Below are 21694 nucleotides of genomic sequence, written 5' to 3' on the forward strand. Positions count from 1 at the left end.
CGTCGTGTGAATCGGTGAAACACACGAACTTCCAGTTCAACCGTGAGGCGATCTGTGACAGGTATCACCGCTCAGGTGTGATCTGCGATTTAGGGACCTACGGGCTGCGGGGATAACCTGCGGGACGGACATGCCGCGTCCACGGTCACCGTGTGCGCCTTCCTTGTGACAGCGCCGTCACGTTGCCCTCCGCGGCACGCCCACGCAGATAGCAGACAACCGCGAATCACTGCGAATCTTTAAAAAGACAAGGGACGGACGCGCGTGGACCTGTTCGAGTACCAGGCGAGGGACCTCTTCGCCAAGCACGGTGTACCGGTGCTGGCCGGTGAAGTCATCGACACGCCTGAGGCGGCTCGCGAGGCCACCGAGCGGCTGGGCGGCAAGTCGGTCGTCAAGGCGCAGGTGAAGGTCGGCGGCCGCGGCAAGGCCGGCGGCGTGAAGCTGGCCGCCACCCCGGACGAGGCCGTCGCCCGGGCGACGGACATCCTCGGCATGGACATCAAGGGCCACACGGTCCACAAGGTGATGATCGCCGAGACCGCTCCGGAGATCCTGGAGGAGTACTACGTCTCGTACCTCCTCGACCGCACCAACCGCACCTTCCTCGCCATGGCGTCGGTCGCGGGCGGCATGGACATCGAGCAGGTCGCCGAGGAGACCCCGGAGAAGCTCGCCAAGGTCCCGGTGAACGCCAACGAGGGCGTGACCATCGAGAAGGCCCGCGAGATCGTCGCGCTGGCGCAGTTCCCGGCCGAGGTCGCGGAGAAGGTCGCCGAGGTCCTCGTGACCCTGTGGCTGACCTTCATCGCCGAGGACGCGCTCCTCGTCGAGGTCAACCCGCTCGCGAAGGTCGCCAACGGCGACGTCATCGCGCTCGACGGCAAGGTCTCGCTCGACGAGAACGCCGAGTTCCGCCAGCCGGGCCACGAGGAGTTCGTGGACCACGCGGCCGCGAACCCGCTCGAGGCCGCCGCCAAGGCGAAGAACCTCAACTACGTCAAGCTCGACGGTGAGGTCGGCATCATCGGCAACGGCGCGGGTCTCGTCATGAGCACCCTCGACGTCGTCGCCTACGCCGGCGAGAACCACGGTGGCGTCAAGCCCGCCAACTTCCTGGACATCGGCGGTGGCGCCTCCGCCGCCGTCATGGCCAACGGTCTCGAGATCATCCTCGGCGACCCGGACGTCAAGTCCGTCTTCGTCAACGTCTTCGGTGGCATCACCGCCTGCGACGAGGTCGCCAACGGCATCGTCCAGGCGCTGGCCCTGCTGGAGGAGAAGGGCGAGGCGGTCACCAAGCCGCTCGTCGTCCGTCTCGACGGCAACAACGCCGAGCTGGGTCGCAAGATCCTCTCGGACGCCAACCACCCGCTGGTGCAGCGCGTGGACACCATGGACGGCGCGGCCGACAAGGCCGCCGAGCTCGCGGCTGCGAAGTAAGGGCAGAGGTCACAGACTCACATGGCTATCTTCCTCAACAAGGACAGCAAGGTCATCGTCCAGGGCATGACCGGTGCCACGGGCATGAAGCACACCAAGCTGATGCTGGCTGACGGCACCGACATCGTCGGCGGCGTGAACCCGCGCAAGGCCGGCACCACCGTCGACTTCGACGGCACCGAGGTCCCGGTCTTCGGCTCCGTCGCCGAGGCGATGGAGAAGACGGGCGCCAACGTCTCCGTCCTCTTCGTCCCGCCGGCCTTCGCCAAGGCCGCCGTGGTCGAGGCGATCGACGCCGAGATCCCGCTGGCCGTCGTCATCACCGAGGGCATCGCGGTGCACGACTCCGCCGCCTTCTGGGCGTACGCGACCGCCAAGGGCAACAAGACCCGGATCATCGGCCCGAACTGCCCGGGTCTGATCACCCCCGGCCAGTCCAACGCCGGCATCATCCCGGGCGACATCACCAAGCCCGGCAAGATCGGTCTCGTGTCCAAGTCCGGCACGCTGACCTACCAGATGATGTACGAGCTCCGTGACATCGGCTTCACCTCCGCCGTCGGCATCGGTGGCGACCCGGTCATCGGCACCACGCACATCGACGCCCTGGAGGCCTTCGAGGCCGACCCGGAGACCGAGCTGATCGTCATGATCGGCGAGATCGGCGGCGACGCCGAGGAGCGTGCGGCGGACTTCATCGCGAAGAACGTCACCAAGCCGGTCGTCGGTTACGTCGCGGGCTTCACCGCCCCCGAGGGCAAGACCATGGGCCACGCCGGCGCCATCGTCTCGGGTTCTTCCGGCACCGCACAGGCCAAGAAGGAAGCCCTCGAGGCCGCCGGTGTCAAGGTCGGCAAGACGCCGACCGAGACCGCGAAGCTGGCGCGCGAGATCCTGAACGCCGCTCAGTAAGCAGTCCCCGTACGGACGCACGTACGGATGTACGGATGCGCGGGCGTGGCCCGCACCCCTCGGTGGGTGCGGGCCACGCCCGTTCTCATTCGCCCTTCGGGGCGATCCTGGCCGGTCCGGCCTCCGGGTCGGCGCGCAGCTTGTCGTGGAGCTGCCGGCTCCGCGCGGTGAGTTGTTGGGGGCCGCTCAGCGGCGGCACGCCGGAGACGCTCTGGCCGGGTGCCTGCGGCGGCTCGTAGTGGTCGGCCGCGGTCATCGCGGTGTAGCCGGTCGCGGTGGCGATCACCGCGGTCAGCCCGAGGGCCCCGCGGCTCCACAGCCGTACGCGCCGCTCGCCGCCGCCCCGTACGGCCGCCGCCGGGCGCGGGTCGAGCGGAGCGGCCGGCCGCAGCGCGGTGAACAGGTCGCGCAGCAGCGCGGACTGCTTCTCGGGCGGTACCTCGGCCAGCTCGGGGATCCGGTCGGCGAGGTCGGCGTGCGCGTGCACGAGGCGGATGCCGGCGGTGGGGGTGCTGGCCTCGGTCTCGGCGGCGGTGTCGGGCAGGTCGAGGCCGACGCCGTCGTAGAGCATGACGGTACGGCGGTGGCGCGTGGGCAGCTCGAGCACCGCGTCGAGCAGGATGCGGTCGGCGGGATCGGCGGGGCGCGCGTCCTGCCGGCGGTGGGCGCGCCGGAACCGGTGCCAGGGGGAGAGGGCGTAGTCGTACGCGACCGCGCGCACCCAGCCCACCGGATCCGGGTCGGTGGCCACCTCGGGCCACCGGGCCCAGGCGCGGGTGAACGCGCGCTCCACGGCCTTCAGGGCGAGGGTCCGGCGGCCGGTGAGCAGGTAGGTCTGCCGGGCCAGGGCGGGGGCCGCGTGGTCGTAGAGGGCGTCGAAGTCCGCGGCCGGGCCCTTTGCCGGGCCTTCTGCCGGAACCCCTGCGGAGTCCTCGGCGGGCCCGGCGGGCGCGTCCGCTGTCGCCGTCTGCGCCGTCTGCGCCGTCTGCGCCGTCTGCGCCGTCTGCGCCGTCTGCGCCGTTTGGGGCGTCCCGGCCTCGGATGCCGTACCGGCAGGCCCGTCTGACGTGGCGTCGGCCTGCTCCGGGGCGGTCGCTGGTGCCACCAGGGCGGTCAGGAACGCCGCGTACGCCTCGCGGTTGCGGCCGCGGGGGTCCGTGCGGCCCGTTTCCCAGGAGCGGACCGTCGTCGCGGTGACGCCCACCGCCTGCGCGACCTGCTCGTGCGTCAGATCCGCCGCTTCGCGCAGCCTGCGCCGCTCCTCGGGGGCGGGCAGGCTCAGCTCCGAGGCCGATGAGGAGGTCGTCTCGACGCTTCGTGTCATGCCACACTCCCCGCGACCCGACCGCCCTGGGCGAAAAAGTACATAAACGTATATTGGGCGACACAACGGACATTCGCCTGTTACCCGCCCATAGCGCGTGTCGTTGGCACCATGGCGGGGTGACCCAAGTGACCGAACACGGGACCTCGTTGCCGGCGGCCCCGCGAGCCCGTGCGCGGCGCCGTTCGCCCGCCGCCGCAGCATGCGTGGCGGGCGGCGCCGTGGCGGCCGGACTCGGGCTCGGCTTCCTCGCCGTGCTCGTCATCGTGCTGTGGATCAGTTCCCCCTACCCCGACAGCGGCCCCGGCGGAGCCCTGCACCTCGCCGCCGGGCTGTGGCTGCTCGCCCACGGGACGGAGCTGGTGCGCTACGAGACGCTGTCCGGCGTGCCCGCGCCCGTCGGCCTGACGCCCCTGCTCCTCGTCGCACTGCCCGTGCTCCTCATGCGGCGGGCAGCCCGACTGGGGAGCGCGTCCGAGGAGGAGGACGAGGAGGTGCTGCCGGCCGGCGCCGTGTTCTCGGCCGTGCTCTGCGGATACCTCGCCGTCGGGGCCCTCGCCACGGTCTACGCCGCCGGCGGCCCCATGCCGGCCGACCCGATCAGCGCGGCCTGGCACGTCCCGCTGGTCGCCGTGCTCGCCGCCCTGGGCGGGGTGTGGGGGGCCAGGGGGCGTCCGCTCGGGCCGCTGCCGTCCTGGCTGCCAGGGGGCGTACGGAGGGCCGTCGCGCGCCCCCGGTACGCGCTGGCGCTGCGGGCCGGCGCGGGCGGAGCACTGGTCCTGCTGGGCGGCGGCGCGCTGCTCGTCGGCGCCTCGCTCGCCTGGCATGGCGCCGAGGTCCAGACCTCGTTCCTGTCGCTGACCGGAGTGTGGTCGGGCCGGTTCGCGGTCCTGCTGCTCGCACTCGCGCTGATGCCGAACGCCATGGTCTGGGGCGCCGCCTACGCCCTCGGGCCCGGCTTCGCCCTCGGCGCCGACGCCACCGCCACGCCGCTCGGCTTCGCGGGCCAGCCCGGGCTGCCGCGGTTCCCGCTGCTGGCGGCGCTCCCGCCCGAGGGGCCCGGTACCCCGCTGACCTGGGCGGTCGCCGGAGTGCCGGTGGTCGCCGGGCTGGCGGTGGGCTGGTTCGCGGTCCGCCGGGCGCGCGAGGTCTCGTACGGGGAGACCGCGCTCACGGCGGCGCTGGGGGCGGTGGTCTGCGGGCTGGTGATGACCGGGCTCGCGGGGGTCTCGGCGGGGCCGCTGGGCTCGCGGCGGCTGTCCGACTTCGGGCCGGTGTGGTGGGCCACCGGAGCGGCTGCCTGCGCGTGGACGCTGCTGCTGGCGGTGCCGGTGGCGGTGTCGGTGCATGCGTGGCGGAACCGGCCGGCCAGGGGGTTGGCCGCGCTCGACGCGCTGTCCGCGCTGGACGTGGACGAGGTGGTGGACGACCGGTGGCACGACAGTGGTGTCCGGGAGGTTCGGTGGGCCGCGATGCGGAGGGCTGCGGGCACGCTGATTCCGGAGATCGGGGCGGGGGCCCCGCCGGAGCCTCCGGCGGCTCCTTTGGCTCCTTTGGCTCCTTTGCCTTCGGCTCCGGCCGCTGCTGAGGCTCCTGTTGCGCGGGCGCCTCGGGCGGTGACCGTCGTGTCGGGGCACGGGCTGGATCTGACGCCGATCCTGATCGCGGCCAAACCGGTCGACCTGCCGGTGGATCCGGCTCCGCCGTTGGCTCCGCCGGTGGTGGGGGCGCGGGTCTTGGCCCGGCGGAAGCCGCTCGCCTAAGTCCTCCCGGGGGCTCTGCCCCCAGACCTCCCCCAGACTCCGTCCGGGGGACCCCCGGCGCCTCAAGCGCCGGCGAGGCTGGAGGGGCGGGCGGGGCTGGAGTGTGGCGGCGGGGCCGAAGGGACGGGGGGCCCGAGCCGGGGCCTGCGCCTCATGCGCCGGCGGGGCTGGAGTGTGGCGGCGGAGCTGAAGGATCGGGGCTCCGCCCCGGGCCCCGCGCCTCAAACGCCGGCGGGGCTGGAGGGGCGGGCGGGGCTGGCATGTGGCGGCGGGGCCGAAGGATCGGGGCTCCGCCCCGGGCCCCGCGCCTCAAGCGCCAGCGGGGCTGGAGTGTGGCGGCGAGGCTGGGGGTGCCAGCGGGGCTGGAGTGTGGCGGCGAGGCTGGGGGTGCCGGCGGGGCTGGAGTGTGGCGGCGGGGCCGAGGGTCGGGGGTCCGCCCCGGGACCCGCGCCTCAAGCGCCGGCGGGGTCGCAGGGGGCCGCCCCGGGACCCGCGTCTCAAGCGGCGGTGGGGGCTACTGGCGGACCTTCAGGACGTCGCCCACCACGTTGTCCGGGAGGAGGGTGTTGCACTGGAGTTCCGCCGAGTTCGTGAGGGCGTCGTCGCGGCAGACGTAGAAGTCCTTGTACGCGAGCTGCAGCCCGTACGAGCTCAGCGCCAGCAGGATCGCCAGCGAGGCCGTGACCAGGCCGCTCACCGCCGCCGTGCGCTGGGGGCGGGCCGCCGGGCCCAGGGCGTCCAGGCCGGTGGGGGCGCCCGGGGCGGCCGCCGCCGCGGGCTTGCCGCGGAGGGCGCTGATTCCCCAGTACAGGGCGAGCGCGCCCAGCAGCAGGCCGACCGACGGGATGCCGAAGATCCCGAAGAAGAAGCCCCACATGCCGGCCAGCAGCGCATAGCGGGCGCGGCGCTGGATCGGGTCGGTCGGGTCCCAGCGCGCCGGGCCCCGGCGGCCGTCGGAATCCCCCGGGCCCTCCCCGTTCCCGCCGTCACCGCCGCTGCGCGGCTGCCAGGGCTGGTCGGGCCGGCCTTCCGGCGGAGCCGCGAAGGGGTTGTCGTCGGTGGGGGAGTCGGGCTGACGGCGGTCCGGCATCGGGTGTGTTTCTTCCCCTGTGTCATGGACGTCGTGGCGACGTCGTGGCGAGGTGAGGCCAGTTTGCTGCTTGTAACGCCAGACGCTACCGCCCGGCCGTCCCCCCGTCCCTCGGGGGCCGTCCGGTGTGCCGGTATCGTTGCAGGCGGTCGGTGGCTTCGTATGGTTCCCCGTATATCGGTACCCCGAAGTTTCGTATGACCACACAAAGACGAACACCGCAATTCCCGCGAGAAAGGGCCTCCCATGGCCGCCTCCCGCCTGGTCGTGCTGGTCTCCGGCTCCGGCACCAACCTCCAGGCCCTGCTCGACGCCATCGACGCCCACCCCGGCGGATCCGAGGGCTTCGGTGCCGAAGTCGTCGCCGTGGGGGCCGACCGCAAGGGCATCGCCGGCCTGGAGCGGGCGGAGAAGGCCGGGATCCCCACCTTCGTCTGCCCGGTGAAGGACTACGCGAGCCGTGCGGAGTGGGACGTCGCCCTGACGGAGGCGACCGACGCCCACGCGCCGGACCTCGTCGTGTCGGCCGGGTTCATGAAGATCGTGGGCAAGGAGTTCATCGACCGCTTCGGCGGCCGGTTCATCAACACCCACCCCGCCCTCCTCCCCGCCTTCCCCGGTGCGCACGGCGTACGGGACGCGCTCTCCTACGGCGCGAAGGTCACCGGCTGCACGGTCCACTTCGTGGACAGCGGCGTGGACACCGGTCCGATCATCGCCCAGGGTGTGGTCGAGGTCAGGGACGAGGACGACGAAGCCGCTCTCCATGAGCGCATCAAGGAAGTCGAGCGCCAGCTGCTCGTCGATGTCGTGGGGCGCCTGGCCCGGCACGGCTACCGCATTGAGGGACGAAAGGTAACAATCCAGTGACCGCCGCAGACATCGCAGCGAGCAACGACCCGACCACGAACCAGCGGCCGATCCGGCGTGCGCTCATCAGCGTCTACGACAAGACGGGACTGGAAGAGCTGGCCCGCGGGCTGCACGAGGCGGGCGTCGCGCTCGTCTCCACCGGCTCCACCGCCTCGAAGATCGCCGCTGCCGGGGTGCCCGTCACCAAGGTCGAGGAGCTGACCGGCTTCCCCGAGTGCCTGGACGGCCGCGTCAAGACCCTGCACCCGCGCGTGCACGCCGGCATCCTCGCCGACCTGCGCCTGGAGGACCACCGCAACCAGCTCGCCGAGCTGGGCGTCGAGCCCTTCGATCTGGTGGTCGTCAACCTGTACCCGTTCCTGGCCACCGTCCAGTCGGGTGCCACCCCCGACGAGTGCGTCGAGCAGATCGACATCGGCGGTCCGTCGATGGTCCGCGCCGCCGCCAAGAACCACCCGTCGGTCGCCGTCGTCACCAGCCCCGAGCGGTACGCCGACGTCATCGCCGCGGCCCAGGGCGGCGGCTTCGACCTCACCGCCCGCAAGCGCCTGGCGGCCGAGGCCTTCCAGCACACCGCCGCCTACGACGTGGCTGTGGCCTCCTGGTTCACGAACGCGTACGCGCCGGAGCCGGAGGCCGTCCTGCCGGAGTTCCTCGCGGGCGCCTGGGAGCGCAAGTCGACCCTGCGCTACGGCGAGAACCCGCATCAGGCCGCCGCGCTCTACACCGACGGGCAGCCGGGCGGGCTCGCCAACGCCGAGCAGCTGCACGGCAAGGAGATGTCCTTCAACAACTACGTGGACACCGAGGCCGCGCGCCGCGCCGCCTACGACCACGACGAGCCCTGCGTCGCGATCATCAAGCACGCCAACCCGTGCGGCATCGCGGTCGGCGCGGACGTCGCCGCCGCCCACCGCAAGGCGCACGCCTGCGACCCGCTGTCGGCCTTCGGCGGCGTCATCGCCGTCAACCGCCCGGTGACCGTCGAGCTCGCCGAGCAGGTCGCGGAGATCTTCACCGAGGTCATCGCCGCCCCCGGCTACGAGGACGGCGCGGTCGAGATCCTGGCCAAGAAGAAGAACATCCGCGTCCTCAAGGTGGACGGCACCCCGCACCAGCCGGGCGACCTCAAGCCGATCTCGGGCGGCACGCTGCTCCAGCAGTCGGACGTCTTCCAGGCCGACGGCGACGACCCGGCCAACTGGACCCTCGCCACCGGCGACGCCCTCTCCGAGACCGAGCTCGCCGAGCTGGCCTTCGCGTGGAAGGCCTGCCGGGCCGTCAAGTCCAACGCGATCCTGCTCGCCAAGGACGGCGCCTCGGTCGGCGTCGGCATGGGCCAGGTCAACCGCGTCGACTCGGCGAAGCTCGCCGTGGAGCGGGCGGGCGCCGAGCGCGCGCAGGGCTCGTACGCCGCGTCCGACGCCTTCTTCCCCTTCCCGGACGGGCTGGAGATCCTGACGGCCGCGGGCATCAAGGCCGTGGTCCAGCCGGGCGGTTCGGTCCGTGACGAACTGGTCGTCGAGGCCGCGCAGAAGGCCGGCGTGACCATGTACTTCACCGGGACCCGGCACTTCTTCCACTGAGTCCGCGTTACGGCGAAGGCCGCGTCCCGCACTGCGGGACGCGGCCTTCGCCTGTGCGTACGAGATGTGTACGAGGCTCAGTAGCTCGGGCGCCGGAAGTAGTCGCCGGCCTTGGCGAGGCCCACGATGACCACGATGCCGAGGCCGAGGGAGACCGCGGCCATGAGCAGGGAGAGGATGGCACCGCCGACCGGGGTTTGCTCGTCGGCGCCGAGAATGACCAGGTTGCCGAGCAGGCCGATGCCCGCGAACAGGGACTGCAGCGAGCCGAAGATGATGCCGGAGACACGGACCCCGGTGCGGCCCTTGCGCAGCTTGGCGGCGGTGAGGATGGGCCACAGGGACAGGCCGATGAAGAAAATGCCGACGATGACGAACGCGCCGCCGGCGATGGCTCCCGCCTCGGTCGCCGAGGAGCTGGACGATTCCGTGAAGAGGGAGGCGAAGACCGCACCGAGGACGATGACGAGCAGGCCGCCCAAGGCCTGCAGGCCGCCCAGGACGAAGAGGATGACGCGGGCGGCCTTCGCACCGCCGGGCATCTCCATGTCCGCTCCCGGGTACCCGACCGGCGCCCCCGGATATCCGGCCGGACCGCCCGGATACCCCTGTGGGGCCTGCTGCGGGTAGGCGTAGCCGCCCTGCGGCGGGATGCCCTGCGGGGCCTGCTGCGGGTAGCCGTAGCCGGGCTGGCCCTGCGGGGCCTGGGGCGGCTGCTGTCCGTACGGATTGTGCGGGTCGCCGAAGCTCATCTTGGGGTGTTCCTCCGTGGAAGTGCGGGGACGCACGGCAATGAAGCGCGGAGGAATCCTGCACGGTGCGGTCCGCCCCCCGGCACTGCCCGCGGCACTCAGTCGTTTCATCGTCGTCCGGCGGCCCGGGGCTTGTCCAGTTCGTTACCGTGCGGCCGGTGACTTGTTGTGCAAGTGCAATGAACCCTGCACACCTGTGAGCGCCTTGACTGGAACCGAGGCCACCTCATCCGGGAGGATGGGGGCATGACCGCCAAGATTCTCGATGGCAAGGCCACCGCGGCCGCGATCAAGTCCGAACTGACCGCCCGCGTGGCGGCCCTGAAGGCCCGGGGCATCACCCCCGGCCTCGGCACCCTCCTGGTCGGTGACGATCCGGGCAGCCGCTGGTACGTCAACGGCAAGCACAAGGACTGCGCCGAGGTCGGCATCGCCTCCATCCAGCGCGAACTGCCCGCGACGGCCTCCCAGGAGGACATCGAGGCGGTCGTGCGGGAGCTCAACGCCAACCCGGAGTGCACGGGCTACATCGTCCAACTCCCGCTCCCCAAGGGCATCGACACCAACCGGGTCCTGGAGCTGATGGATCCGCTGAAGGACGCTGACGGCCTGCACCCCATGTCGCTCGGCCGGCTGGTGCTGAACGAGCCGGGCCCGCTGCCCTGCACCCCGTACGGGATCGTCGAACTGCTGCGCCACCACGGCGTCGGCATCAACGGCGCGCACGTCGTCGTCCTGGGCCGCGGGATCACCGTGGGGCGCTCCATCGGGCTGCTGCTCACCCGCAAGTCCGAGAACGCCACCGTGACGCTCTGCCACACCGGTACGCGCGACCTCTCCGGGCTGCTGCGCCAGGCGGACATCATCGTCGCCGCGGCCGGTGTCCCGCACCTGGTCAAGCCGGAGGACGTGAAGCCGGGCGCGGCCGTGCTCGACGTGGGCGTCAGCCGCGACCAGAACGGGAAGATCGTCGGCGACGTGCACCCCGGCGTGGCCGAAGTGGCCGAGTGGATCTCCCCGAACCCGGGCGGAGTCGGCCCGATGACCCGGGCCCAGCTGCTCGTCAACGTCGTCGAGGCGGCGGAACGGACGACCAGTGCCGGCTGAACGGGACGCCGAGCACGCCGGGCGCGCGGCCGGCGGCGGTGGCGCGGCCGCGGCGAACGGCACGCCCGTCACCTCAGGTGCGCCCGGCGCGGTCGCCGCGTCCGCGGACGAGGCGCGCCGGTCCCGCCGCTTCCCGTCCGTCACCCGGGACACCGCCCGCCCCGAGGGCAGCGGCCGCGCCGTCCCGGGGGCCGTGTCCACCCCCGCCCGTCAGTGGCCGATGCTCAGCGTGCTCGTCGCGACGGCGGCCGGGCTGCTGGCCACCGCGCTGGGGCACCCGAAGATCGGCTGCCTGGCGATCGGCGTGGCCCTGATCGCCGCCTCGGTGCTGCGCCGCGTGCTGCCCTCGGTGGGGATGCTCGCGGTGCGCTCCCGTTTCACGGACATGATCACGTACGGGCTGCTGGGCGTGGCGATCACGCTGCTCGCGCTGGTGATCGAGCCCAAGCCGCTGCTGGAGATCCCCTTCCTGGAGAGCGCGGTCCGCTTCACCGTGCGGTGAGTGCGGCGGGTCCGGTGCGCGCGGTGAGTCCGGTGAGTGCGGCCAGGGTGGCCGCGATGGCCGGCTGGGTCTCCGTGCCCGCCCGGACCTGCACGTCCAGCGTCCGCCCCGGGCCCGGCAGCTCCCGTACGGCGGCGCCGGGCGGCGGGGCGTCGCACAGCAGTTTCGGCAGGATCGACACGGCCCGGCCGGTGGCCACGAACCACAGCCCGGCCCGCTTGGTCCCCGCACTTGTGCGCGATGCGCGGGGTGAACCCGGCGTTCCGGCAGGCGTGCAGCAGCATCTCGCGGCAGCTGCTCGGGGCCGGGGCCGAGACCCAGTCGGCCTCCCGCAGCGCGGCGAGCCCGTCCCGCTCGTAGGCGGGGACCAGGGCCTGCGGCAGCGCCAGGCACAGCGGGTCCTCGAACAGCGGTACGGCCGTGGTCCCGGGCGCGGGCGGGGCGCCGAGCAGCGGGTACGCGTAGGTCACCGCCAGGTCCAGGCGGCAGCGTGCCGTGGCGGCCCCTGGGCGAACTGGGCACGGACGACATCCGCAACGGCCTCGAAGGCAAGGTCGTCAGCCAGGTCGAGCTGGTCCGCCAGGGCCTCGCCCACCTCCCCGCGCACGCCTCCTACACGCTGATCACCGGCATCCTGGCCCGCGAACCCCTGCTCACCGGCGCGGTGGCCGCCCTCGCCAACGGCGCCGTCGAGGCCTTCGTACGCGCCGCGGCCATCGAACTGCCCGGCCGCCAGCGCATCAACGCCGTCAGCCCCACCGTCTTCGAGGAGTCCCTCGACGCGTACGGGGACACCTTCGCGGGATTCGACCCGGTGCCCGTCTCCCGCGCGGCGAACGCCTACGTCAAGTCGATCGAGGGCCACCAGACGGGCCGGATCTTCCTGGTCGAGTAGCCGAAAGGGGGGCCGAACGGGGGTCCTGGAACCGGCTCCGCCTTCGAAACGGTGGGGCCCGTGTGCCACGCACCACAGGGACCCGGGGGTTGGCCCGCTGCCGGGTCGGATAGCCTGACCGCGGATGTCTCTTCACGTCAAGATTTACAGGGGAGCGGCGTCCTCCAGCACATGGGGCAGGGACGCCCCACCGCCAGCTGTCTAACGGAGAAGGCCATGACCCGCACTCCTGTGAATGTCACCGTCACCGGCGCCGCCGGCCAGATCGGCTACGCGCTGCTCTTCCGCATCGCCTCCGGTCACCTGCTCGGCGCCGACGTGCCGGTCAAGCTCCGTCTTCTGGAGATCCCCCAGGGCATGAAGGCCGCCGAGGGCACCGCCATGGAACTCGACGACTGCGCCTTCCCGCTGCTCAAGGGCATCGACATCTTCGACGACCCGAACCAGGGCTTCGACGGCGCCAACGTCGCGCTGCTCGTGGGCGCCCGCCCGCGCACCAAGGGCATGGAGCGCGGTGACCTGCTCTCCGCCAACGGCGGCATCTTCAAGCCGCAGGGCGCCGCGATCAACGCGAACGCCGCGGACGACATCAAGGTCCTGGTCGTGGGCAACCCGGCCAACACCAACGCGCTCATCGCGCAGGCCGCCGCCCCGGACGTACCGGCCGAGCGCTTCACCGCGATGACCCGCCTGGACCACAACCGCGCGATCTCGCAGCTCGCGCAGAAGACCGGCTCCGCCGTCTCCGACATCAAGCGCCTCACCATCTGGGGCAACCACTCGGCGACCCAGTACCCGGACATCTTCCACGCGGAGATCGCCGGCAAGAACGCCGCCGAGGTCGTCAACGACGAGCTGTGGCTCGGCGAGACCTTCATCCCGACCGTCGCCAAGCGCGGCGCCGCGATCATCGAGGCCCGTGGCGCGTCCTCGGCCGCCTCGGCCGCCAACGCCGCCATCGACCACGTGCACACGTGGGTCAACGGCACCGCCGAGGGCGACTGGACCTCGATGGGCATCCCGTCGGACGGCTCCTACGGCGTCCCGGCCGGTCTGATCTCCTCCTTCCCCGTCACCTGCAAGGACGGCAAGTACGAGATCGTCCAGGGCCTGGACATCAACGAGTTCTCCCGCACCCGCATCGACGCCTCCGTCCAGGAGCTGTCGGAGGAGCGCGACGCGGTCCGCGAGCTCGGCCTGATCTGATCCGTCCTTCCCGCCGAGGCGCGCTCGCACCTCGGCGGGGAGTACGGACCCAAGCGCCCCGGCCCCACCAGGCCGGGGCGCTTTGGCGTGTTTACGCCTGTCGCATGATGTAAGAGAAATCTAAGGTCGGTCGGTGACCGATAGCCCGATTCCCCCTCAGCCCACGAGCTGGCGGCAGGACGACCTGCGCAACGGCCGTCCCCCCGTCGAACCGGCGTTCAGCGAAGCCGGCCGCTTCCTGTGCGCGGGCACCTACATAGACGCCGGGTACCGCGATCAGGTGATCGAGGAGCTGTACGTCCACGAGGAGCGGATCGTCGCGCCCTCGTACGGGTTCGACGCCTCGCGCGTCCTCGCCCACGCCCTCCGCGCCCGCCGCGCCGAACTCGGCTGGGCACTCGGCGTACTCGGCGCCTGGTTCGTGGGTTCCGTGCTCACCGGGGGCGCCCTCGCGCTGATGCTCGTCCCGTTCCTGCTGCTGAGCCTCGCGGGCTGGCTCAGGGCCCGGTCCGGCCAGCTGGCGCGCGTCCTGTCCGTCGTGGTGCGGATCTACGCCTGGTGGAACCTGGCCGTCATCGTGATCCTGGTCCTCGGGATCTGGCTGGCCCTGCTCGGCGCCTTCGACGACACGCTCGGCGGTCCGGTCGGCCCCGGCGCCCTCGTCTTCTCGCCGGGCATCGGAGGCGTGGCGACCGGATTCGTCATCGGGTGGGTGCCGGCGGTCTTCGCCGCGGTCGTCACCATCGTGGGACTCCAGCGCGGTTACGTCGCCCGGACCATCGCCAACGAACTCAACCGGGACCGGTACGCCCACCGGCCGGCCGATCCCGCCGAGGCCGACGCCGGCGTACGGTTCGCCCGCGTGCGGCGGCGCATCATCGACGAGCAGCACTCGCCGCTGATCATGTACGACATCAACGACCCGTTCGCCGGGGCCGGTGAGGCGTACCGCCCCTGGCAGGATTCCTTCGAACTGCGCCCCCGCGAGGACCTGCCCCCCGGCACCACACCGGAGCCGCTCACCAACGCCCGCATCCTGGAGGGGGTCGTGCCCCTGGTGGAGCGGCTGCGGGTGCCCTCGCCGCACGGGTCCCCGCAGGCCCAGGCCGCCGTACTGGACCGGATGCGCGAGCTGGTCGTCGACCAGTGCGTGTTCCTGCCGGGCGGCGGGCTGGGGCACCGCGACGAAGGACCGCACGTGCGGGCGGACTTCGAAACACACCGCGCCGAGGCCATCGAGGAGGGCGGCGAACGCCGCCGGCACTTCCTGCGCATCCGCGTCGGCGGCTGGGACGAGAACCTGGTCGTCACGCTGTTCGTACGGGTTCACACCCAGGGCGGGATGATGATGGTGGAGCTGGCGCCGCACGTGCTGCTGCCCGTCCACGCCGCCTTCCACAACGCGGACGCGGACGCCCACCGCTACCTGAACAACAACCGGTTCGGGAAGGTGGCCTGGGCCCTGCGGCACACCCCCGGCTCCTTCACGGCCTCCCTCGTCACGCTGGGCCGGGGCGTCGCAAGCTGGGTGAGGATCGCGGCCGGCGGCCACGGTGGCGCCCGGCCGGAAGGGCCGCGCGCGTCGGTGCGCGAACTCGCGGCTCAGGACAACGGCTCGCTGTTCCATCTCATGGACCTCGACCGGTACTTGAAGACCATTCAGGACCGGGTCATCGCCGGTATTACCTTGGTCCTGCACGAAGGCGGCTGGCACACCGAGGCGTTCGCGCGGCGCGCCGGCATCCACATCGAGAACTACGTGGGTGCGGCGCACGACAGCGCGATCAGCTTCGGCGGCAGCGGCAATCACAACAGCACACACAGGGGGAGCCATGGCGACAGATAGCGGAAGCGGGAGCGGGCCGGAGCCCGGGGTGCGGATCGGCAGCGTCCACGGCAGCGCGGTCAGTTTCGGCGGCTCCAACAACACCAACACCGTCCACCACGGCGGTACGGGAGCGGGCGCACCCGGCGCGGCACAGCTGCTGGAGGCGGTGCTCACCCTGCGCGAGGCGCTCGTACGGGAGGCCCCCCGGGGCGACGACAGAACCGCGCTCGACGCCGAACTGGACGGGATCGCCGAGCAGTTGGAGGGCACCGAGACGATCCGGCCCGGTCTGCCCGCCCGGCTGCGCGCAGCGCTGGAGCGGTGGGCTCCGCTGCTCGAGTCGATGAGCGCGGCCGCTGCCCTCGGCAGCCTGCTCGGCGCGCTGGGAGGCTGAGCCGTGGCTCCGGCACAGCCGCCGTCCGGCCCGCGCCGCTGGGACGCGCAGGCGCAGCGCTGGGTGGTGGACCAGGCCCCGGCGGGACCGCCGGCAGGGCCGCCACCGGGCATGCCGCCGGTTCCGCCGCAGGCGCCGGGCGCGGCGCCTGCGTACGACCCGCTCGGGCCGGGGGCTCCGCCCCCGCCCCCGTACGGGGCGCCGACCGCGCCGCAGCCGCCGTACGCCCCGGACCCGGCGTACCTGCCGCCGGTACCGCCGCCGCCCGGCTACACGTCCCCCTCCGGCGGACCGGGCGGCCGGTGGCGGACCCCGGTGACGGCGGGGATCGCGGTCGCCTCCGTCGTGATCGGCGCCGGGGCGGTGTGGTTCCTGGCCCGGGACACGAACGACGCGGACCGCGCGGGGGAGAAGAACGGGACGGTGGCCTCGGGTACGCCGTCGTGGTCCGGCGGGGGACCGTCCGGGACGGCGTCGCCCACCGCCTCCGGCTCCCCGACGGCCGGCGCCGGCCCGAGCCAGGTTCCCGGCCCGAGCCCGTCCGGCACCGGGCCGGGGGCGGGGGCGGGGGGCCACGAGACCAAGCAGGACCCGTCGGGCTTCACGATCGCCGTCCCGGCCGGCTGGGTGCGGGAGGAGCTCAAGGAGGGGGTCTTCTACCGTTCGGCCGACCGGACCGCGCTGATCCAGGTCTTCCGGGTGTCGGAGCCGGAGCTCAGCTCGCTCGACGCGGTCAAACAGGCCTCCACCTACCTGCGGGGCGGCACCCGGGGGTACGAGGAGATCAGCGTGGGCGCGGTTCCGGGCGGTTCCGGGGCGGCGGAGCTCGTCTACCGGTACGACAGCGAGGAGTCGCGTGGGGTGCGGCGCGGTGTCGAACGGGTCTTCTTCGCGGGGGACGGCGGCAAGTGGGCGGTGCTGACCGCCGGCCCGGCCGCCGAGTGGCAGGCCACGCAGGACCACCACGCGGCGGCGCTGGCCGCATTCCGCCCGGCCGGCTGACCGGGCGCCGGTGCCCCGGCCCGGTGGCCGACCCTGCCGCCGGCTGATCTGCCCTGGTGGCCGATCCGGCCCGGTGGCCGATCCGGCCCGGTCGCCGACCCGGCCGGTGGTTGACCTGGCTCGGAGGCCGACCTGGCTCGGTGGTTGATCCGGCCCGGTGGTCGCCCCCTGCCGGGGCCTGATCCGGCCTGGTGGTTGACCCGATCGGTCGCCGATCCGGCCGAGCGGTTGACCTGGCCCGGTGGCCGATCCGGCCCGGTGGTTGACCCTGCCGGTGGTTGATCCGGCCTGGTGGTTGATCCGGCCTGGCGGCCGATCCGGCACGGTCGCCGACCCGGCCGGTGGTTGACCTGGCTCGGAGGCCGACCTGGCTCGGTGGTTGATCCGGCTCGGCGGCTGGCCCGGCACGGCGGCCGGCCCGGCCCGGTCGGGCGGGCGGACCGGCGTGCGGGCCGTCCGGGCCTGCTCGGTCAGGACTGGTACATGCCCGGCTTGTAGTGGCCCGGCACCATGCGGGTGGTGACGCCGATGCGGTTCCAGACGTTGATCGTCGCGATGACGGCGATCAGCTGAGCCAGCTCGCGCTCCTCGAAGTGCTGCGCGGCCTTCTCGTACACCTCGTCCGGCACGAAGCCGTCCGTCAGGACCGTGACGGCCTCGGTGAACTCGATCGCCGCGAGCTCCTTCTCGGTGTAGAAGTGCCGCGACTCCTCCCAGGCGGCCAGCTGCACGATCCGGTCGACGCTCTCACCATGCGCGATCGCGTCCTTGGTGTGCATGTCGAGGCAGAAGGCGCAGTGGTTGACCTGCGAGGCGCGGATCTTGACGAGCTCGACCAGGGCCGGGTCCAGGCCCTTGCGGGAGGCGATCTCCAGGGCCAGGACGGCCTTGTAGACCTCCGGGGCCAGCTTCGCCATCTGCATGCGCGGGGTGTGCTCGGGCGCGTGCTCGTGGGTGGGGGAGGGGGTCTGCCGGTTCTGCGTGGTGTTCGTCATGTGATCCACCCTAGGAAGAAGGCGGCCCAGGGATATGGTCCATATCCATGACGGAATCCTGGGCCACTTTCGGCGCCGACCTGCATCTGGACCTCTCCGCCGGGCGCGGTCTGCGGGCCGGTCTCACCGAGGCGCTGCGCGAGGCCGCACGCAGCGGGCGGCTGGCGGCCGGGACCCGGCTGCCGTCCTCCCGCACCCTCGCCGCCGACCTGGGCATCGCGCGCAACACGGTCGCGGAGGCGTACGCCGAACTGGTGGCCGAGGGGTGGCTGACCGCCCGCCAGGGCTCCGGCACCCGGGTCGCGGAACGGGCCCGTCCGCGCCGGGCCGCGGCGGCCGCGCCCGTACGGCGCCCCGCGCGCAAGGGGCCCTCGTACAGCCTGGTGCCCGGCTTCCCGGACCTGGGGGCCTTCCCGCGCACGGCCTGGCTGTCGGCGGCCCGGCGGGCGTTGACCGACGCGCCGAACGAGGCCTTCGGGTACGGGCTCGACGGGCGCGGCCGCATCGAGCTGCGGCAGGCGCTGGCCGGCTACCTGGCACGGGCCCGCGGGGTGTACGCGGACCCGGAGCGGATCGTGCTGTGCGCGGGCTTCCTGCACGGGCTGACCCTGCTGGCGGGCGTGCTGCGGGCACGGCGGGTGCGGGAGGTGGCGGTGGAGGGGTACGGCCTGGACTTCCACCGGAACCTGCTGGTGCGGGCGGGGCTGCGGACGCGGCCGCTGGGGGTGGACGGGGAGGGGGCCCGCACGGGGGAGCTGACCGCCGCGGCGGGCGCGGTGCTGCTGACCCCGGCGCACCAGTTCCCGACGGGCGCGGCCCTGACCCCGGCCCGCCGGGCGGCGGCGGTCGACTGGGCCCGGACCACGGGCGGGCTGATCCTGGAGGACGACTACGACGGGGAGTACCGCTACGACCGACAGCCGGTCGGCGCCCTCCAGGGGCTGGACCCGGACCGGGTGGTCTACCTCGGCACGGCCAGCAAGTCACTGGCGCCGGGGCTGCGGATGGGCTGGATGGTGGTCCCGCCGGGGCTGCTGGACGAGGTCCTGGCGGCCAAGGGCCCCACGGACTGGGCCTCCAGCACGCTGGAGCAGCTCACGCTGGCGGAGTTCATCACCTCGGGGGCGTACGACCGCCACGTGCGCGGGATGCGACTGCGGTACCGGCGGCGCCGGGACGAGCTGGTGGCGGCGGTGGCGGGCCGGGTGGGCGTGTCGGGGATCGCGGCGGGGCTGCACGCCGTGCTGGACCTCCCGGCGGGGACGGAGCGGTCGGTCCTGCAGTCGGCCGCCTGGCAGGACCTGGCCCTGCACGGCCTGTCCGCGTTCCGGCACCCGGAGGCCGGGCTCGCGCCGCGGGACGCGCTGGTCGTCGGCTACGGGACTCCGTCGGACAGCGCCTGGTCCCCGACCCTGGCCGCCCTCATGGCGACCCTCCCGTAACAGGCCGTGCCCGCCTGCGGCACCACTGCCGGCTCTGCCCGGACCCGCGCCTCAAACGCCGGCGAGGCTGAACGACCGGGGCTCCGCCCCGGCAGCGGGGCCGCGGCCTGGTCAACCCGCCCGGGACGGAGGCGCCGGTTCGCCGAAGCGGGCCAGGGCCAGGGAGCCGGCCACCGCTACGACGAAGCCGGTCACGGCGAGCCAGGTCAGGCCCTCGCGGGTGCGGTCGCCGAGCCAGACCACGCCCACCACGGCCGGGCCGATCGTCTCGCCGAGCACCAGCCCCGCCGTCGCCGCCGTCACCGAGCCGCGCGCCAGCGCCGAGGTGAGCAGCAGGAAGGCCGCCCCGCCGCCCAGCAGGAGTGCGTACAGCGCGGGGTTGCGCAGCTCCCAGGGGGAGTCGATGAGCCGCACCGAGACCTCGACCACCCCGAAACCCGTTCCCGCGGCCAGGCCCAGGACCAGCGCCCGGGGCCCGTCCGGGAGCCGTCCCGCCACCGCGCCGACCACCAGCACCAGCCCCGCCACCGCCAGCAGCCCCAGCTTCAGCGCGAGCGACCCGGTCCCCGAGCCCTCCTCCCCGGCGGCGAGCCCGAGCATCAGCAGTCCCGCGCACACCACCCACACCGCGCCCCACTCCATCCGGGACAGCCGCATCCGCAGCAGCCGCGCCGCGACCACCGCCGTCACCGCCAGGCTGGCGGCCAGCGCGGCCCCCACCGCGTAGATCGGGACATGGCGGAGCGCGATGATCTGGAGGACGAAGCCGACCGCGTCGAGTCCGAGGCCCAGCAGGTACCGCCACTGCCGTACGGCGCGCAGGAACAGCGCCGTGTCCACCCCGGACCCCGATCCCGGCTCCGCCGCCCGCGCCGCGACCGCCTGGAGGACGGACGCCGTGCCGAAGCAGACCGCCGCACCGAGGGCGCAAATCATCCCAATGAGCACGAACTGACTCTAGGTCACCGATCTCACGGCGGCCGGATTCCATCGGCCGGGGCCACCGCTCTACTCTGTCGGCAGCACGCCAGGCCCCAGGGGGAGCAGCAGACATGGACACCAGCAGCACCAACCAGCGCCGTATGCGCTCCGGCGCGGTCGCCCTCGGCGGCATGGGCCTGCTCGCGGCCACCCTCGTGGCCTGCGGCAGCAGCGACGAGCCCGACAAGCGCTGCGCGTCCCGCTCCACGCTGGAGCACCTGAATTCCAAGGAATGCAAGAGCGGCGGCCGCGGCGCGTACTACTACGGCGGCTACGTCAGCAGCGGCAAGGTCTCCGGCGGCAGCTTCGACAAGTCCGCCGTCACCCGCGGCGGCATCGGCGGCCACAGCAGCTCCGGCTCCAGCGGCGGCTGAGGAAACCGGAACCCATGCAGCGGCACACCATCGAGCCCCGCCCCGGCTGGCAGAAGACCGTCGAGGAGCAGGGGCTCATCTATCCCCTCACCCGCTACCCCGACGACTCCCTGCGCCCCTACTGGGACGAGAGCGCGTACTACTCGTTCTCCCTCCCCGAGGTCGAGGCCCTGGAGAACGTCGTCGAGGAGCTGCACGCCATGTGCCTGGCGGCGGCCGCGCACATCGTCGAGCACGACCGCTTCGCCGACCTCGGCATCACCGACCCCGCGCTCGCCGCGCTGATCGCCGAGTCCTGGCGCCGCCGCGCCGAACAGCCCTCCCTCTACGGCCGTTTCGACCTGCGCTACGACGGCACCGGCAGCCCGGCCAAGATGCTGGAGTACAACGCCGACACGCCCACCTCCCTCGTGGAGGCGGCCAGCCCGCAGTGGTTCTGGATGGAGGAACGGTTCCCCGGCGCCGACCAGTGGAACTCCCTCCACGAGCGCCTCGTCGACGCCTGGCGCCGCCAGGCCGAGCTGCTGCCGCCCGGCACGCTGCACTTCGCGCACTCCGAGACCGACGAGCTCGGCGAGGACCTGATGACGGTCGCCTACCTCCAGGAGACCGCCGAGCAGGCCGGCCTGGACACCCACGCCCTGTCCGTCGAGCAGATCGGCTGGGACAGCCTGTCCGGCCGGTTCGTGGACGAGAAGCTCCGCTTCATCCGCAGCTGCTTCAAGCTCTACCCGTGGGAGTGGCTGGCCACGGACGAGTTCGGCCCGCAGGTCCTCGGCACGTACGACCACGGCGGCGGCACCGGCACCACCTGCTGGATCGAGCCCCTGTGGAAGATGCTGCTCTCCAACAAGGCGCTGCTGGCGATCCTGTGGGAGCTCTTCCCGGAGCACCCGAACCTGCTGCCCGCCTACCTCGACGGACCGCGCGAACTGGCCGAGGCCGGGTCCGCCGGCTACGTGGCCAAGCCGCTCCTCGGCCGCGAGGGCGCGGGGGTCACCCTGCACGAACCGGGGGAGGGCGGCGAGCCGTTCGTACCGGAGGAGGGCGAGCGGTACTGCTTCCAGGGCCTGGCCCCGCTGCCCGACTTCGACGGCAACCGGGTGGTGCTCGGCGCGTGGGTCGTCGAGGACGAGGCGGCGGGGCTCGGCATCCGCGAATCGGCGGGGCCGGTCACGGACGAGTACGCCCGCTTCCTGCCCCACGTGATCCTTTAGGGGATCCC

21 protein-coding genes and 1 pseudogene are annotated in these 21694 nt (G+C 73.0%); 15 read left to right on the top strand and 7 right to left on the bottom strand.

What is annotated here, in order from left to right:
• The first annotated feature begins 264 nt into the window (after positions 1–264).
• Both sucC and sucD read left to right on the top strand, forming a co-directional pair.
• Positions 265–1443 (top strand): ADP-forming succinate--CoA ligase subunit beta, encoded by a 1179-nt coding sequence (gene sucC / locus OG332_RS27035; RefSeq protein ID WP_327415885.1) that lies wholly within the window; start codon positions 265–267, stop codon positions 1441–1443.
• Positions 1444–1464: 21 nt separating this feature from the next.
• Positions 1465–2355: a succinate--CoA ligase subunit alpha gene (gene sucD / locus OG332_RS27040; protein WP_327415886.1), complete on the top strand. Its 891-nt coding sequence runs from the start codon at positions 1465–1467 to the stop codon at positions 2353–2355.
• Between the two features lie 85 nt (positions 2356–2440).
• Here sucD and OG332_RS27045 read toward each other — a convergent pair whose 3' ends face one another.
• Positions 2441–3679, bottom strand: a complete 1239-nt coding sequence (locus OG332_RS27045; protein ID WP_327415887.1) for a helix-turn-helix domain-containing protein — start codon at positions 3677–3679, stop codon at positions 2441–2443.
• 119 nt (positions 3680–3798) lie between these two features.
• On the opposite strand from OG332_RS27045, the gene OG332_RS27050 reads away from it, so the two are divergent.
• Positions 3799–5442, top strand: coding sequence for a cell division protein PerM (locus OG332_RS27050; RefSeq protein ID WP_327415888.1), 1644 nt, complete (start codon positions 3799–3801; stop codon positions 5440–5442).
• Between the two features lie 514 nt (positions 5443–5956).
• Here the strand turns inward: OG332_RS27050 and OG332_RS27055 are convergent.
• Entirely contained in the window at positions 5957–6532 is a 576-nt protein-coding gene (locus OG332_RS27055; RefSeq protein ID WP_327415889.1) for a hypothetical protein, read from the bottom strand.
• A gap of 246 nt (positions 6533–6778) precedes the next feature.
• On the opposite strand from OG332_RS27055, the gene purN reads away from it, so the two are divergent.
• Entirely contained in the window at positions 6779–7402 is a 624-nt protein-coding gene (gene purN / locus OG332_RS27060; RefSeq protein WP_327415890.1) for a phosphoribosylglycinamide formyltransferase, read from the top strand.
• Complete coding sequence (purH, locus tag OG332_RS27065; protein ID WP_327415891.1) at positions 7399–8991, top strand: bifunctional phosphoribosylaminoimidazolecarboxamide formyltransferase/IMP cyclohydrolase; 1593 nt, start codon at positions 7399–7401, stop codon at positions 8989–8991. The genes purN and purH overlap by 4 nt, the downstream gene beginning before the upstream one ends.
• Positions 8992–9068: 77 nt before the next feature.
• Here the strand turns inward: purH and OG332_RS27070 are convergent, their stop codons facing one another.
• A complete protein-coding gene (locus OG332_RS27070; protein WP_327415892.1) occupies positions 9069–9743 on the bottom strand; it encodes a proline-rich domain-containing protein in 675 nt (224 codons plus the stop codon).
• A gap of 246 nt (positions 9744–9989) precedes the next feature.
• Between OG332_RS27070 and OG332_RS27075 the strand changes: the two genes are divergently transcribed.
• Both OG332_RS27075 and OG332_RS27080 read left to right on the top strand, forming a co-directional pair.
• The gene (locus tag OG332_RS27075) at positions 9990–10850 is read left to right on the top strand and encodes a bifunctional methylenetetrahydrofolate dehydrogenase/methenyltetrahydrofolate cyclohydrolase (protein ID WP_327415893.1); all 861 of its coding nucleotides are present in this window, start codon (positions 9990–9992) and stop codon (positions 10848–10850) included.
• On the top strand, positions 10840–11352 hold the full coding sequence (locus OG332_RS27080; RefSeq protein WP_327415894.1) for a DUF3017 domain-containing protein: 513 nt from the start codon (positions 10840–10842) through the stop codon (positions 11350–11352). Before OG332_RS27075 ends, OG332_RS27080 begins: the two co-directional genes overlap by 11 nt.
• On the opposite strand, the gene OG332_RS27085 is transcribed toward OG332_RS27080, so the two are convergent.
• Both OG332_RS27085 and OG332_RS47895 read right to left on the bottom strand, forming a co-directional pair.
• Positions 11339–11551: a hypothetical protein gene (locus OG332_RS27085; RefSeq protein ID WP_327415895.1), complete on the bottom strand. Its 213-nt coding sequence runs from the start codon at positions 11549–11551 to the stop codon at positions 11339–11341. The two genes, OG332_RS27080 and OG332_RS27085, sit on opposite strands and share 14 nt — an antisense overlap.
• An 82-nt stretch (positions 11552–11633) precedes the next feature.
• Positions 11634–11822 (bottom strand): annotated as a pseudogene (locus tag OG332_RS47895) (hypothetical protein); the annotation flags it as partial.
• 20 nt (positions 11823–11842) lie between these two features.
• Here OG332_RS47895 and OG332_RS27090 point away from each other — a divergent pair.
• From OG332_RS27090 to OG332_RS27110, 5 genes are all read left to right on the top strand, one after another.
• Positions 11843–12247: a hypothetical protein gene (locus OG332_RS27090; RefSeq protein WP_327415896.1), complete on the top strand. Its 405-nt coding sequence runs from the start codon at positions 11843–11845 to the stop codon at positions 12245–12247.
• A gap of 216 nt (positions 12248–12463) precedes the next feature.
• Positions 12464–13453 carry a malate dehydrogenase gene (locus OG332_RS27095; RefSeq protein WP_327415897.1) on the top strand — a complete coding sequence of 330 codons (990 nt, stop codon included), beginning with the start codon at positions 12464–12466 and terminating at the stop codon, positions 13451–13453.
• Positions 13454–13586: 133 nt separating this feature from the next.
• Entirely contained in the window at positions 13587–15299 is a 1713-nt protein-coding gene (locus OG332_RS27100; RefSeq protein ID WP_327415898.1) for a hypothetical protein, read from the top strand.
• On the top strand, positions 15286–15675 hold the full coding sequence (locus tag OG332_RS27105) for a hypothetical protein (protein ID WP_327415899.1): 390 nt from the start codon (positions 15286–15288) through the stop codon (positions 15673–15675). Before OG332_RS27100 ends, OG332_RS27105 begins: the two co-directional genes overlap by 14 nt.
• A gap of 3 nt (positions 15676–15678) precedes the next feature.
• Positions 15679–16677, top strand: coding sequence for a hypothetical protein (locus OG332_RS27110; protein WP_327415900.1), 999 nt, complete (start codon positions 15679–15681; stop codon positions 16675–16677).
• 470 nt (positions 16678–17147) lie between these two features.
• On the opposite strand, the gene OG332_RS27115 is transcribed toward OG332_RS27110, so the two are convergent.
• Positions 17148–17672, bottom strand: coding sequence for a carboxymuconolactone decarboxylase family protein (locus OG332_RS27115; RefSeq protein ID WP_327415901.1), 525 nt, complete (start codon positions 17670–17672; stop codon positions 17148–17150).
• Between the two features lie 47 nt (positions 17673–17719).
• Between OG332_RS27115 and pdxR the strand changes: the two genes are divergently transcribed.
• Positions 17720–19114, top strand: coding sequence for a MocR-like pyridoxine biosynthesis transcription factor PdxR (pdxR, locus tag OG332_RS27120; protein WP_327415902.1), 1395 nt, complete (start codon positions 17720–17722; stop codon positions 19112–19114).
• Positions 19115–19225: 111 nt separating this feature from the next.
• Here pdxR and OG332_RS27125 read toward each other — a convergent pair whose 3' ends face one another.
• Positions 19226–20050 (bottom strand): hypothetical protein, encoded by an 825-nt coding sequence (locus tag OG332_RS27125; RefSeq protein ID WP_327419379.1) that lies wholly within the window; start codon positions 20048–20050, stop codon positions 19226–19228.
• Positions 20051–20166: 116 nt separating this feature from the next.
• Between OG332_RS27125 and OG332_RS27130 the strand changes: the two genes are divergently transcribed.
• Complete coding sequence (locus OG332_RS27130) at positions 20167–20469, top strand: hypothetical protein (protein WP_327415903.1); 303 nt, start codon at positions 20167–20169, stop codon at positions 20467–20469.
• A 14-nt stretch (positions 20470–20483) separates the two neighbouring features.
• Positions 20484–21686: a glutathionylspermidine synthase family protein gene (locus OG332_RS27135; protein ID WP_327415904.1), complete on the top strand. Its 1203-nt coding sequence runs from the start codon at positions 20484–20486 to the stop codon at positions 21684–21686.
• Positions 21687–21694: the final 8 nt, after the last annotated feature.

This window comes from Streptomyces sp. NBC_01233 (genome assembly GCF_035989305.1).
In the GTDB taxonomy this organism is placed as follows: Bacteria; Actinomycetota; Actinomycetes; order Streptomycetales; family Streptomycetaceae; genus Streptomyces.